7 protein-coding genes are annotated in these 15269 nt (G+C 41.7%); all 7 read right to left on the bottom strand.

Annotated features, from left to right (window positions below):
* Positions 1-22 precede the first annotated feature (22 nt).
* The 7 genes from ALKIM_RS0104455 to ALKIM_RS0104485 all read right to left on the bottom strand — a co-directional run bounded on the left by ALKIM_RS0104455 (position 23) and on the right by ALKIM_RS0104485 (position 15207).
* On the bottom strand, positions 23-2332 hold the full coding sequence (locus ALKIM_RS0104455; RefSeq protein WP_026473593.1) for a glycoside hydrolase family 20 protein: 2310 nt from the start codon (positions 2330-2332) through the stop codon (positions 23-25).
* Positions 2333-2367: 35 nt separating this feature from the next.
* Entirely contained in the window at positions 2368-4293 is a 1926-nt protein-coding gene (locus tag ALKIM_RS0104460) for a peptide-N-glycosidase F-related protein (protein WP_026473594.1), read from the bottom strand.
* Between the two features lie 59 nt (positions 4294-4352).
* On the bottom strand, positions 4353-5375 hold the full coding sequence (locus tag ALKIM_RS17615) for a sialidase family protein (protein WP_044117742.1): 1023 nt from the start codon (positions 5373-5375) through the stop codon (positions 4353-4355).
* A 74-nt stretch (positions 5376-5449) separates the two neighbouring features.
* Positions 5450-6919 (bottom strand): alpha-L-fucosidase, encoded by a 1470-nt coding sequence (locus ALKIM_RS0104470; RefSeq protein ID WP_044117743.1) that lies wholly within the window; start codon positions 6917-6919, stop codon positions 5450-5452.
* 124 nt (positions 6920-7043) lie between these two features.
* Positions 7044-8894: a SusD/RagB family nutrient-binding outer membrane lipoprotein gene (locus ALKIM_RS0104475; protein WP_026473596.1), complete on the bottom strand. Its 1851-nt coding sequence runs from the start codon at positions 8892-8894 to the stop codon at positions 7044-7046.
* Positions 8895-8913: 19 nt separating this feature from the next.
* Entirely contained in the window at positions 8914-12375 is a 3462-nt protein-coding gene (locus ALKIM_RS0104480) for a SusC/RagA family TonB-linked outer membrane protein (RefSeq protein WP_235714378.1), read from the bottom strand.
* Positions 12376-12540: 165 nt separating this feature from the next.
* Positions 12541-15207, bottom strand: a complete 2667-nt coding sequence (locus ALKIM_RS0104485; RefSeq protein WP_026473598.1) for a transglutaminase domain-containing protein — start codon at positions 15205-15207, stop codon at positions 12541-12543.
* Positions 15208-15269: the final 62 nt, after the last annotated feature.

The raw sequence follows: 15269 nt of genomic DNA on the forward strand, positions 1-15269 counted from the left end.
ACATTCGAGTCTCCAATAAAGTTTACTCTACAACAATCTCATCAACAAACAACCAAGTAGGCTGTCCTTCACCCAAATGACCCGGAGGGCAAACGCCATGATTGGCAGCAGAAACCCTTACAAATTGAGCCTTGCGTGATGAAAACTCAGAAAGATATTCAACCGTCTGATGGTTTTTGTCATTCGGATGAACAGGATTATTCACAACGCCAACATCCACAAAAGAAACCCCATCAACAGATAATTCAAACTTTACCCATTTGGGCAGAAAAATCCAGTCTACTTGTTTTTGTAATGCGCCCAACATTAACCGATTAATACTTTTCACTTCAGCCAGATCGATGGTTGCCACCATATCCCTGCCATTGAAGCCATGCCAATATTTTGAAACAACGAGTGTGCCGCGAACCCCATCGGTTAATGAATTGGGGCCATCGGCCATGTAGTATCTGCTGACTGGATGATCGTAGATTACATCTCTGCCAATGGCTAGATGTACATTGAAGGTTTGCTCAGCGGGAATCAGACCTAACACCTGTCCATCTTTAACAGAAACTGCCTTTAATACTATTGAGCGATTTACTTCGATTGGAGTAGTATATTTAAAGCTGCTGAGAGAAGGCAAAGAGCCATCAATGGTATAATAGATATCGGCGCCAATCACTTCCGTATCTAGTTGCACAAAGAGTTTTCCCTCTCTCGACATGGGAGTGATTACCACTTTTGTATTACCACGGCTGTAGCGCAAGCCCTTTTTATCGAAACAACGGAAATGATAACCACTTAAGCGGCGGTTAAAATCTTCCCAATTTCGATTCTCAGATGGAGACCAAACCACTTCGGCAAGTGCCAACATACGGGGCAAAATCATGTACTCAAGATGCTCAACAGTTGGAATAAACTCAGTCCACACATTGGCCTGAGCACCTAGCACAAAACGCGCCTGCTCCTTTGCAAGTTCGACAGGAATAGGCTCATAGTCATACACATTTTTGAGCGTGTTCATTCCGCCAATTGCCACCGGCTCACCTTCCGGCCCTGCCTGATAGTGGTCAAAGTAACAAGGACTTCCGGGCGTCATCACCACGTCGTGACCCATTTTTGCAGCAGCCACTCCACCTGACTCTCCCCTCCAACTCATCACCGTGGCTCCCGAAGCCAATCCGCCTTCAAGAATTTCGTCCCATCCGATTAAACGGCGGTTATGCGATGCCAGAAAGGCATCCATCCGACGAATCATATAGCTTTGCAGTTCATCCTCATCTTTCAAGCCTTCTGCATTCATCCGTTGATGACAACGGTCGCACTTCTTCCACCAGGATTTGTCTACCTCATCGCCTCCGATGTGGATAAATTCAGACGGAAAAAGCTCCAGAACCTCCAGAAGGATGTTTTGCAGAAAAACAAAAACCTCCTCGTTGCCCGGACAATAGCTTGACTGAATGGTCTCGGGATACACTCCACCAGTATTTACAAACTGCGGTTTTTGCGTACACGAATACTCCGGATAAGCAGCAAGTGCAGCCACAGAGTGTCCTGGCAACTCAATTTCGGGTACAATGGTTACATTGCGTTGACGGGCATAAGCCACAATGTCCCGAATCTGTTCCTGAGTATAATACCCTCCGTAGGTGGCAGGTTCGCCCTCGCGAGCGGGCTCCCTTTCACTCCAAACCTTGTCGAGCCTGTCAACTCGCCAGGCGCCCACTTCGGTTAATTTCGGGTATTTCTTGATTTCAATTCTCCAGCCACCATCATCAACCAAATGCCAATGAAACACATTCAACTTATAGGAAGCCAATAAATCGATGAACTGTTTGATAACTTCCGGCCCAAAAAAGTGCCTGCTTACATCAAGCATCATTCCGCGCCACTTAAAACGAGGGTAATCTAACACCTTCATTCCCGGCACAATGAGCGCTTCATTGGTACGAACAGGCGTCACGGTCTGAAAAACCGACTGCATGCCCCAGAAAATACCCTTGCGGTTGTTTGCACGTATAACTATTTCTGATGACCGAACATTCAACTCATAACCCTCATCGCCCAGACGGGCCTCATTCACAAGTTCAAAACGAATTGTTTTTGCGGTTTTTTTATTATGACTCAGAGAGTATTGAGAAATACTGCTGATATAGGAAGTAAAAAAATCGGCCAACTCTTTTAAATCCTTGTCAGATTTTCGATAGCTGATGGATGTCTGCCCATCAATTACAAACTGCTCATCTGTCAACTGTAAACTTACAGGTATGGGGATGATTGAGGGATTTAAATTGGCAAACAACTTACCAATCCCCAAAAACAATAGCAGAAATAATACTGAATATCTCATAATTAAATAGATTACCTATTGCATGTTAATCTGAATCAGGCGTCTCTGTTAATACGGTTACGGTGCATTAAAACACCATCAACATAAATCTCCACGATATATCTACCGGGATTCAACATCCCAAGATCAAAGTTTACTACTCCTTCCTTAAACTGATTAAAGATATGCCTAGCCATTAATTCACCATCGGCAATAAAACGTACTTCCAGAATAGATTCATTTACAAGCCAAGCGTCAAGCTCAATGTTACGCTTTGTTCTGCGTGGATATAAAAAAAACGCATTTTGAGTATCTGATAAATCCAGCATTGCATTAGCCGTAGCATGAAATGCTAAAAATTGTCCACTACCGCAATCACTTATAAAATTGTGCAATATATTTCTAGAGAAATCTAAAAATCTCAAATAACCATATCCACTTTGAGGTTTAGCCCAGAACTCCAAACCATCTCCGGCGCTGTCGGTTAAGTAAAACTCGTATTTACCAGGTTTCAAGGATAACGTGTCTGAGTATATAGAATTTGGAGACACTGATTCCGGCTTTCGATGATACACAGTATCTTTTTTACTGTCAAGTATGTAGAGCAAATTCTCTTCCGGATGGTTATTTGTTTTATAACGAATGAGAAAATTTAATGGGAGTTCCTTTGGAGAGGTAAACTCAGACTTCATTGAATTATCAAGAACCCACTCATCTTTCTTCCCGTTCGGAGCATCCAAAAAAACTTCAAAAACATTCAAGCCTTTTTTAAAATCTACTTCTCCAGGCAATGAAATAACTATCGACTCACCATGATTTAACAAACCTTGCCATGTGTAGGTACGTTTTTTAAACCCAGCTACACCATAGCTGATTCTGAGACGGCGCAGAGCTTCGGAACCATTATTCTTAAATTGAATCTGAGGTGTAAACGATGCAGGATTCAACCTGGAATATAACTGATTGTCACTAGGAACCAATATCTTCTCAATTGTGACATCATGTTTGTGTGTTGGAGATGCATATTGAATCAAATAAGCACCTATTACCTCTTCAGCTTGAATATTTTCCTCGGCCTCATAAGGCTCCATTTTGAAACGTATGACTTGCTCCCCTTGATAATAAGGAATATCTATAATGTCAGGATCTTGCAATTCGCCAGGACACCAGTATCCCCTATCATACACCCAAGTACCACCCTGCGGATAAAGAGGGTTGGCACCGCATTCTTTCCATAAATCCCGTCGGTCAATCACGTCATTGTTAATCCAAACCTCACGCCAGCGGCTGCAAAACTCACTACAATATGAAGGGCGATCGGCTCCATGACCAGTATGTTGAATTCTTAATCGTCCAAAAGCAGCCTTATCATTAAAAGCGAAAGAATAAGGTTTTAAATGGTTCTCAATGGGATCTCCAGAGCGGCCATAGGGATACTTACCCAGATATACTTCAGAAATAGATATTGGTAAGGCCACTGGTGGGCCAAAAAGAATATCAAACTCTATTGTTAACGACCAGCCCAATTCCTCCGGCTCATACCCTGAATGAAGGTAATCTATCTCAACACTATCACGCAAAAACATGGCAAAATCTGTCACATCTACCTCCCAAGTAAATGACCAGTCATTTTTAAAACTGCTCCCATAAGGAGTTATCATTCGACCAATTTCCACATTAAGCGAATCCGCGTTCTTTCCTCCGACACGTCTCAAATAGATAAAATCCAAGTAGTCCCAATGGGCAATGTCCATTGTGTCGGGGTGTCCAAGTGTCAAAAACATTGTTATATTACGAACATCCGTATCACGGTTAGGGAAAACTGCCCATGACGAAAAAGATTTTATCCCTTCAGATGCATCGGTATTAATGGTTACACGATCGTGGGAACGTATCACATTTCGACTTATCCCTTTGGAGAACAAACAAATGGGCACAAAGAATAAATAACAAAATGAAAGAATGCTTATAACTTTTACCATCTCAGATTAATCAAAACTAAAAGACTCAAATTTTTGAAAGAGATAAAACCTTAGTTTTATTACACCTTCAAGATTACATGCTTAATACGTTTTCTTTGCCAGGTATAGGTAATGTGTACTAATCCTTTAGAATCCTGTACAACGGCAGGGTAACTATACTCTCCCTCCTCGTGATTTTCCAGGGTGTAAATATCGGTCCAAGTGACTCCATCATCAGACACCGCCACTCTTAATACATTTCGACCAAGCCACCATTGCTCTCCACTTTCCGAAGGATTATAAACCAATAATTGCCTTCCATCATGCAATGTTACTGCATCGGTTCCAGAATTTGGATTCCTAACCTCTAAGAGACTCATCGGCTCCCACGTATTGCCTCCATCAATAGACCAGGACTGGGCAATAAAGTCCTGACGGCTACGACACAAAAGTTGCATTCTGCCATCCCGATGTACAACAACAGACGGTTGGATGGCACAAATCTCATTTTTGTGATCAATTTCTATCTTCCGAATAAATAAACCATCGTTCGAGAATATCTCGAGATGCGCAATCCATTTGTTGTCCAATGTTTCAATGCTTGATGGGGCAAGAAAAGTACCATTCTCAAGTGATATGGGTTTGTTTTTTATCGGTCCCAGAACACCATCAGATAACCTGGTGTGGTTACTCCAGTTTTTGCCGCCGTCATCAGAATGCTTGACCATTCCCCACCACTCTCGGGGATTTGGCCCCTGCTTATAAAACAAAAGAAGCCTGCCAGTCTCTGTCAAATAAAGCACAGGATTCCAACAGGGCATCGACACAGTATCACTAACATGAGATTTGGCAATCACAAAAGGCAATCCCCAACTATCTTCAGAGTAAAAAGCTCCCCATATATCCACATCACTGGCACCTTCATAACTTCCGCCAAACCAGGTAATCAGAAAGGTATCTTTATTTAGTTCCACTATAGATGAAGCATGGCATTGGCCGAATAAATCATCATCAAAAACAAAACTTTCGGTGACTAAACCAGTAACTCTGCACGAGGAGAAAATGATTACTGTTAAAATTAAAAGATGGTAATTCTTTAGCATGTGAGAAGAGAATTAATAACCTGACAAAACTTAGAAAACAGTTTTGCCAGGTTTAAAGACAAAAACAGCAGTATCTATTTCACCTGCGAAACCTTAACCACCCATGCATATTTAGATGGCGGGGTTCGACGTAAACGTGAAGGTATGTCGACAACAAATCCATTGCCTTTAGCCTTCCATGAAAGAGGCATATCAGAACCGAGCAATTTCACCTCAGCTCCAGCGGCTGGCTGATGTGTTTCAATAAATATTTGAGAAGGCATACGCACTTCATCCTTATCGGCCATATAAATAAAATACACTTCTTTCTCATTCTTCTGTGTAAGCGCTACCTTATTTTGTTTATAGGGAGCAATGGGGCGTGTTTCATAAATAGCTTCGCCATTTACGCTAAGCCATTCTCCCATTTCTAATAGCAAATCATAGGCTCCTTGTTGCCACTTTCCGTCAGGTCCCGGAGCTACATTCAACAACAGATTACCACCTTTGGCTACAATATCAATTAAAAGGTGAACTCCCTCTTGACCAGATATATATTCGGCATCAGGAGTATAAGACCAACCGCCTCCTGAAATGATGCATGATTCCCATGGATAGGGAAGAATATGCTCAGGGACACGATTCTCAGGGGTCAGATAATTTTGATTTTTTCCGTAGACAGCTCTATCCACTACAATTAGCCCAGGCTGTTCTACCCTGGCCTTATCTACCAGTTCATCCATGCGGATATCCTGATTTATAATCTGAGCTTTGATAAAACCTGATTTATTCTCCTTTAATGCATCATTATACCATTGATGAATAAATTCAGGTGTCTTCTTTGCCACCCATCCGCCATCTAGCCAAAGAATATCGATGTCTCCATAATCGGTCATCAGCTCCATAATCTGATTATGGGTAAATTGCACAAAAGCTTCCCAACGTTCAGGGTATGCTTCAGGATCATAGTTCACGTTTCGGTCGGGTGTTGCAAAATTTGGCCACCAATAGTTCTCATTGTGCCAATCGGGTTTTGAAAAATAAGCACCAGCCCAGAAGCCCTTGGCGCGAAAAGCATCAAAAACCTCTTTGGTGACGTTGGCGCGAGGGTTTGTATGAAAAGGACAATCCGGTGAAGTAATTTTATAATCGGTATATTTACTATCAAACATTGAAAATCCATCATGATGCTTGGTAGTAAACACAACGTACTTCATTCCAGCATTGTGCGCTGCTTCAGCCCATTTTTCCGGATTAAAATATTCAGGGTTAAAAGTGGTCATCAAGTTATGATACTCTTTTTTGTAAGCCATGTAATCTTCGTACGGTCTGCGACACCAATCCTCATCTTCAGCACAGATACTCCATGATTCAACAATTCCCCATTGACTATAATGCCCCCAATGCATCAATAAACCAAATTTTAAATCTTGCCATTGTTCCAGTTTTTCCAACACCAAAGGGTCAGTTTCAGGAACATATCTTTCATCTTCATAGATTGCCTGAGAAAAGGATAATTGACTCAGAATTATTGTGACAAATAAAACAAATAGTCTCTTCAACATAATATATTATTTTTTGAAACTACCTAAATGCATTTATAACCGATGCATGAAAGTTGACATGAAATTAAAAGAGTAATAATTATAAGGGCATCCAATTATGAATGCCCTTATAACAAAAACTTAACTATTTAGGACCTTCCCCGTAATTCGGGTTGTTTTTATCAAACCACAAACGCTCAGTATTCAGCGTTCCCGGGTTGTTTGTACCAGTAGTGAAGCCTTGAGCCTCAATACCTGCCTTACGATTAGCATAGTTCAAATCATCCTCAGTGGCAGCTTGTACAACAAAACGTCGCGGCATAACCATTTCAGCTCCTCCAGCAGTAACAGTTTGCCATGAAAGATAGTTGCTATTTTTCTTTGGCACACCTGAACGACGCACAGTTGCCCATAAATCACCTGGCGTGTTCATGAAATTAATATACTGTTGAAGGTAAACTTTCTCCAAAGCATCAACAGAAAGATCGTATGCCGACTGTGTCAACAAAGCAGCGATTTCACCAGTTCTTAATTTGGTTGCAGCAGCTTCTGCTTCCATGGAATTGGTATAAACTGGATCAGAATTGTAATATGGTAATTGATTGTTGTTTGCCAATGCATCAGCACGACGAATCGACATTTCAACACCCTTATTAAAATAGTCCTGAGCACTCTCTGGAAGGTTAGCACCTAAAAGTTTAAATTCAGCAAAGTACAAATACGTTTCAGCAGCAGTTCCAAAGATCGCTTGTAAACCAGGAGGATTATCTCTAAGTTGCAATACTCTGCCACCCGGACGTGTAGGGTATGTATACACATAACTTGTTCTAACAACTTTCTCATTAAATAAGGAAGTAGACAAATATGTTTTTTGAACACCACCTATGTCAATGCGGTTAAGCACTGCTTGGTTAAAATATATGGCATTTTCTCCAGCTAACACATCGTCAGGTGAAATAGGTGCACCATGATATCTGACCCAAGGCTCACCAGGCGCTTTCCATTCAGAAAAATTACCATCACCATCCAACTCAACAAATTGTTCAACATAAGGAGGTAGATCCTGCCCTGCCTCAATAAATGCCTGAACAACTTCTGCATTGAAATGGTTCTTCTCGAAATGGAAGCGTACACGTGGGTCTTGATTTTCAACCATAAAATCAATCAAGGCTTGGCTTCCATAACCTATCCACATTTCATTACCTGTACCATACCAACGAATACCCCTTTTATAAATAAAATCATCGGCAATATCGTTCATGTAGCCAACCGGAGACGTGGCAACTTCTTCAACAATACTAATTGCCTTTTGACGATTTACATTAACAAGACGTGCTGCAATTTTCAGTTTTAGTAGATTACAGAATTTTGCCCATTTGGTATAATCACCGCCATATACTAAATCCTGGGTTCCAAGGGTGATTTGCCCCGATGTGTTAGATAGAATACCTATCGCCCAGTTTAACTCACTTAGCCACAAATCAAACAATTCTTCTTGACTATCCATCTTTGGGGTCAAAAGATTTGTAAAAGGACCTAATGCTGCCTCTGAATAATAAATTGAGCCAAAAAGGTCGATATTACTAAACGCAGGTTGAATCTGAATTGGATAAGTAATTGCTTTCAAAGCCTGGTAAGCAGCTTTATCTTCAGCACTCATGGCGTCCACACGAAACTGGATATCTCTTGTTTGTCTCATTAGGTCGCGATACAAACCCTGACCTCCACCCCAAGCGCCCATCTCATTGAATCTGGGGCCATTGCCTCCGCTAAGAGAAGACACTTGTGTCCATGGGTAGATATACTGAAAGTTATCGTAGAACCAGTTTGTATACTCATTGTTATACATATTCTCAATAGCCTTAGTGGCTGAGAATCTAAGATCAGGGCTAGAAATTACCGAGGGATCAGTATTTAATTCGGCAAAATCATCTTTATCACAACTCCAGATAAAAAGAAGTGAAAATGCGAGTAATATACTTGATATGTTTTTCATACTACTTCTTGTTTAATGATTAAAAATCAACAGCTACAGAAAAGGTATATGTGGCTGTGTAAGGGGTAAATGATCTCTCGCGGTAACCTGTGCTACTTGCAGTACCCCTGAAACTCTCCGGATGTATATTATTTGGCAACGAATTGTAGAGATACATTAGGTTACGTGCATTAAATGAAACATATACATTCTGTGCACGAATTTGCTGAGCTAATGTACGCGGTAAGTTGTAGCCAACAGTGATGTTCCGCAATGCAATATACTTTACCTCAGAGAACCAGTCATCATTCACTACGCCTGTTCCCCAACTGTTATTAAGGAAGTGGAAATAACTTGCATGAGTAGGCTCAACATAACCTGCTTCGTAAGCTTGCTGGAATGTCATACCACCAACCTCTACACTCTGTCCACCAGGCGTGGTAATTACTTGACCAGCTTCAAAAACGCCATCCGGAATTACACCTTCTCTGAACGTTTGTCCGGCTCTATCAGCATATTGCGACGTCCAAACAATTCCACCATGACCATCTCTTCCCTTTAATGAAGTCTCTAAGAATCCATAAGTAGTACCGTATTTGTTGCTATATGAGGCAAGATGACCACCATAACGAGCATCAATTAAAACTGACAATGTCAGGTTTTTATATTTGAATTCATTATTCCATGAACCTTCAAAATCGGGCTGAAGCTTACCAACCTCCTCAATTTCATAGCTACGGGTATAATAAGCCTGTTTATCAGTATTGTTGAAGGTGAGAATTTTCATGCCATTGCGAGGATCGTTAGGATCATCAGACTTCCATACTTTAGGCTTGCTGTCGCTCATCAAAACACCATACTGACCACCATTATAAGCTACAGAACCAATTCGGTAGTTGCCATAATCAGGATCCCCATCTAATTTCCTATACTCACCATAACTTTCGTGTAGATCTTTTACGAGTGTAGTATTATCCCAATAGTTGAAAGTAGATGTCCATTGGAAATCATTGGTTCTAACAGGCACTACACCTACAGAAAGTTCGAGACCTTTATTTTGTAATGAACCAACATTGGTAATCAGTCCTCCATTTAAACCGCTTTCGTTTGGCAAAGGCACTGAACCGATCTGATTCTTAATGGTTTCATCATACCACGCAAAATCAAAAGTCAAACGACCACTAAATAATCTTGCATCAAGACCTAACTCAATAGAGTTTTTACGTTCTGGTTTGATATCAGGATCTACACTTGAATCGGCCATTGCGTTACCGTAAACATTGCCATTAGATAGTTCATAATTGGTAATTGAATAACCTCTATTAATAAAGTAGGGAGATGTATCATTACCAACCTGAGCCCAAGAAGCTCTAACTTTACCAAATGTTAACCAATGAGGCATTTCAAAGGATTCAGTGAATACCCATGAGCTGCTAACAGAAGGATAAAAATAAGAGTAGTTCCCAGTTCCATTGGTGTAAACAAGAGCAGAAGACCAGTCGTTACGTCCTGTTATGTCAAGATAAAGTTGGTTTCTCCAACCCAAATTGGCCATAAAATAGAGGGAATTAATCTGCTTGGTGCCATTTACGCGGCCTTCAGAACCTCTGGTTTCTTTTGAATTTTCGAGGAAGAATTGACCGGGCACAATTAAGCCACCATTTGTCCAAACACGTGTAAATGAACGTGTCTGATCCCATAACTCACCACCAACAATCAGACCAGTTGATAACTCTTCATTGAAATTCTTCTTAAGATTGAAGACGAGCTTACCGGTTCTACTCACATCCTTTTCGTGTCTTAAAGAATAGTATCCACCTTCATTGGCGTACCCTCTACCCAATTCTTTCTGATCTTGATCGGCAGTAAAGTAATTCATATTACCTTCAGCTGTAACAGAAATCCAATCTGCTAAATCAGCAGTTAACCTTACAACCGGACGTGTTACATATTCTTTTCTAATGTTTTCATCCATGTTATAAATAAACCACAAAGCAGTCATCGGAACATAAGCATATTTATCTCCATATGCTGCACTTGGAGTACCACCGTGTGGTGCTTGCCATACTTCTCTTCTGTTCCACTTTTTAGTGTCATACCAGTTGGGTATAGCACCTGATAGGAAATACTCTCCTATGTCATTACGAGGGTTCTCTGAAGTAGACGTACTGAAAGAAACCGAAGCATCAGCACGCAACCAGCTAGCCAAATCATAAGAACTCGAAAACTGAGTAGAATTACGGGTAAATTCATTACCCGGCATAATACCTGTTCTTTTGTTATAGGAATTAGAAAGATAAAATGACCCTTTATCATAACCACCTGTAATAGCAACAGAGGTATTTGAATTTACACCGGTATTAAATGCATCCTTAAAGTGATTTTTTGCACCGCTATAGGTAGTCATTTCGCCATCGTAACCAATAATAGCGCGATCGTCAAAGCGTGGGCCCCAAGCACGGTTAGCATTTGGATGGCCAATCATAGTTGGAACACCGGCTGAGTTGGTAAAAAATTGACCTGTATCAAATCTGTAGTAGTTTCCATTGGCATCTCTTTCGCCATAACCAATTGCTCCTGCTCTTACGCCAGGACCGAATTGATACTGAATATCTGGTTGCTTATACACATGATCAATACCAATGGATTGTGTAACCTTAACACCCAAACCTTTTTGGCCTACACCACTCTTTGTGGTAATTACAATCGCACCATTTATACCTCGCGAACCATATAGTGCAGTTGCAGCAGCACCCTTTAGAACTGATACTGATTCAAAATCATCAGGGTTCAAGTTCTTAAGCATATTACCAAAATCATTCGATGTGGCATCCCAGTCTGCAGAAGCATTAGAGATGGAATTATCCAGAATCACACCGTCAATAACAAAAATTGGATTGTTATTATCCTGATTCATTACAGACACCCCGCGAAGCTGGATTTTTGTGTTTCCGAATACACTACCGTCAGACATACCAACACTAAGGCCTGCAGACTTCCCCTGTAATGCGGCCATTACATTGACAGTATTTGCAGCGGCAATATCATCACCCTTCACTTCTGTCATGGCATATCCCAGAGCACGTGATTCACGCTTAATACCAAGAGCTGTTACAACAACCTCCTGCATTTCAAACACATCTGGTATAAGAACCATATTTATTAAACTGCGCTCATTAACTGGAACTTCCTCTGTTAAATAGCCAATGAAAGAAAACATCAGCGTGGCATCAGAAGGAGCATTGAGCGAATAGCCACCATTGATATCTGTAATAGTACCAATTGTAGTTCCTTTTATATAAACAGTTACTCCTGGCATTGGCTGGCCATCCGAGTCTAGTACACGGCCTGTAACTGTACGCTGCTCCTGCATCACAATAGAGGACTCCGGAGCGGTATCACTCGGGGTGTGTTTTAAATCCACACCTTCTTTGGCGTAAACGCCTGACCACGCTGCTATTAACAACGCGACCATTAACGATGTCTGTTTTTTAAAACTCATAATTACACTTTTTTTCATAGACAAATAATTAACTTATCATCATTATAAAATTCAGATGCTGAAATGGTCTTGATCCGGTTTTCCGGACTCGGGCTCCCGACAATGGGTTCCCTGACATTCCGCAACGGGAGAGTCAATAAATCGAAATTCCTCATAGGCACTGTATTAATTGGTTAGTTTGCAATGTGTATGTAATTGATTTAATATGTCATCACCAATTCCAATCCGATATCCGGATGATTGAAAAATGAGTTCCCCCTGGTTGTTGATAAGAAATACCACCGGTAACCGCCCTTTAAAATCCTGATTGGCTGTTATCTCCAATTGGTTAATCCATGATTGGTTATCCTTCACAAACAGAGCACGCGCCGGCAGTCCGGAATAAGCTGTGTGTGAAAAGCCGGGTGTGATGTTCTCTGGTGTAATTAACAGGACGAAATGTCCCGTCCATCTATCCAGACTGTTTTTAAGTCGCAACAAATCGTTAATAATATGTCGGGTTGGTTCGCGGGCAGGATCAATCCAAATGAGTGCGATACCTTCTCCAGTGGAGAGATTATTCAGATTGACCAACTCACCGGATGGTATTAACTCCACTACTTTGTTCAAATCGATCTCTATGTCGATATTGGCAGCTTTAACTTCTGCCAGAGGTATTTCAAGCAAAACATTTACTGTTTGATCCTCACCCACAGAAAAATAGTGGCGGCGGGTAGAGAATGAGCCATCGGGTAATCTAAGTCCAGAAACCAGAGAATAGAAACCAGCATCCACAGTAAGAGTGGCCGGGAAGCTGCTAAATTCATCTGAACCGCTGTAATCGAGCGTCACAAAGCGGGCACCATCAAAGCGGGCAAGTGTAAACTGCGAATAATATTTAGGCAGTAATTGTAATGCACTTTGCGACTCAAAATTTAGAATCACTGTACCGGAAGGCTTTTGTTGTACTGCGGCCGTTTCAACATCCACATCAACCCAGAGGCCATCCAAAAAAACCTGCGGTTGCAACCGCACCTGTTCGATGCGGGCAGGCAGCCCAAGGCTGCGCATAACAGCCACAAAAAAGATGTCGCGCGAATTTGTGTCGGTCACTCTCAAATTAAGCACACCAACCGGCGAAATGGGGACATGCCAATAGTTGGCATCATCACGCACTTCAAGATTCTCCTTTATCCAATTAAGCACAGTGGTAATCTTTTCACTTGTGTCTCCTGAAACCTTTGCACCAAAGAAATGGTGTAGATCAGCCTTATAAGCAGTAATCTTTTCATTTCGGATGCGAGGGTTCAGCACGTAATGTTGATACAGGTGCTTCTGGTTTGGGAGGATATCAGAAGTATTGATCCAATGATCTGCTAAAACATCAAAAGGCGTATCGCGTAAGTCCTTGGCCGACACCACTGAGAGCAATGCCAAGGCACGATTATCAAATCTATTTCCGGCATATTGCAAAAATTGTAATACGTTGGGCCAGTTGCCACGCGTTTGCCGTATGATATGCCAGGCAGCAGCAGGATTCAAATCTGCCGATTGAGCCAGTTTAACAACAGCAACAGAATCAATAAAGGTTTGCTCGTAGGCACTACGCAGCGCATCATCATGATGTAGACGGCTCTGATGGGCAGTTCGGTCACCCACTTCGCGGGCAGAAAGCTCTTTTCCGGTTGAGGCGCGCATTACAAATGACTCAACCCTATCAGTTAAATCGGGCACCCCAAGTGTAAGTACTACTTGCTGATTAACCGGTAAGGATACTTTCTGATAGGCAATGCGTCCATCCTTTTCGGCATAAAGCATCAGATCGCCGTTTCCGGTAAGAAGTTTAACCAAGCCATTGTGGTCGGTATTAATATTGGCGATGGAAAAGAACTCTGCAAAATTCACCACCTGGAATAAAACTGTGGCATCTTTTACCGGTAATCCAGCCTCATCAACTACCTTAACCTCTAAACGGTGCGTATCTGCATAATCCTGTAAAACATTCACTTCGGTAAAGCCTGCAGTGCGACAAACCACCTCGGGAACAGAAAGCATGTTGCCATAACTCCGGTTGTGTAACAGCATGGCGCGGGTAGCAGGTCCATCAAACCATCCCATATTTAGTTCAGGTTCAGGTTCGCAGGCGCCGAGGAAATACCATTTGCCATCAATCCAGACTTCCACCCAAGCATGGTTGTCGTCGGTATGAACCCAACGTGGTGTATAGATTTGACGGGCAGGAATACCCACAGCCCGCATGGCAGCAACAGTGAACACGGATTGCTCGCCGCATCGTCCGAAGGCTGTTTTAACTGTACTTAGTGGCGCACTGGTGCGATACTCATCAGTAGAACGATAAGTCACCTTCTCATGACACCAATGGTTTACCTCCAAAGCAGCCTCCATCATGGTGAGGTTCTTAACACGATCTTTCAACTCGTGAAAAAACACCATACGAGCTGTATCCAGATACTCATTGTTAACTCTAACAGGAAGCACATAATGCAGAAAAAGATCCTCAGGCACGCGTGTACCCCATGAGAACTCATTCTTCGCTTTCAAGGCATATTGAGCATGATTAAGATAGAATTTGCCATCATAATCTGCTAGGTCGCTCAAAGGCATGTAGGCATAAAGAAATTTGAGTGCATCAGACTCCATTTCAGTCAACCCTTCATCAAACACATTGAAAAGATCACCGGCGCGATGAGTCGCCAGTGCAACAGTATTGTTGAAAGCGTCATGAACAGATTTTCTTAAGCGCACATCACTAATTAGTTGTTCCGATTGGGAGCAAGCGTAACCCAACAGAGCAATTAGTGTACATGCGAATATTTTAACAATTATTCTCATCTAAAAATGATTAATCAAAAAAACCTGTTATCTCCTTACCCATAGTTGATAAAAAAGATTAA

Origin of the sequence: Alkaliflexus imshenetskii DSM 15055, from assembly GCF_000517065.1 — a bacterium.
In the GTDB taxonomy this organism is placed as follows: Bacteria; Bacteroidota; Bacteroidia; order Bacteroidales; family Marinilabiliaceae; genus Alkaliflexus; species Alkaliflexus imshenetskii.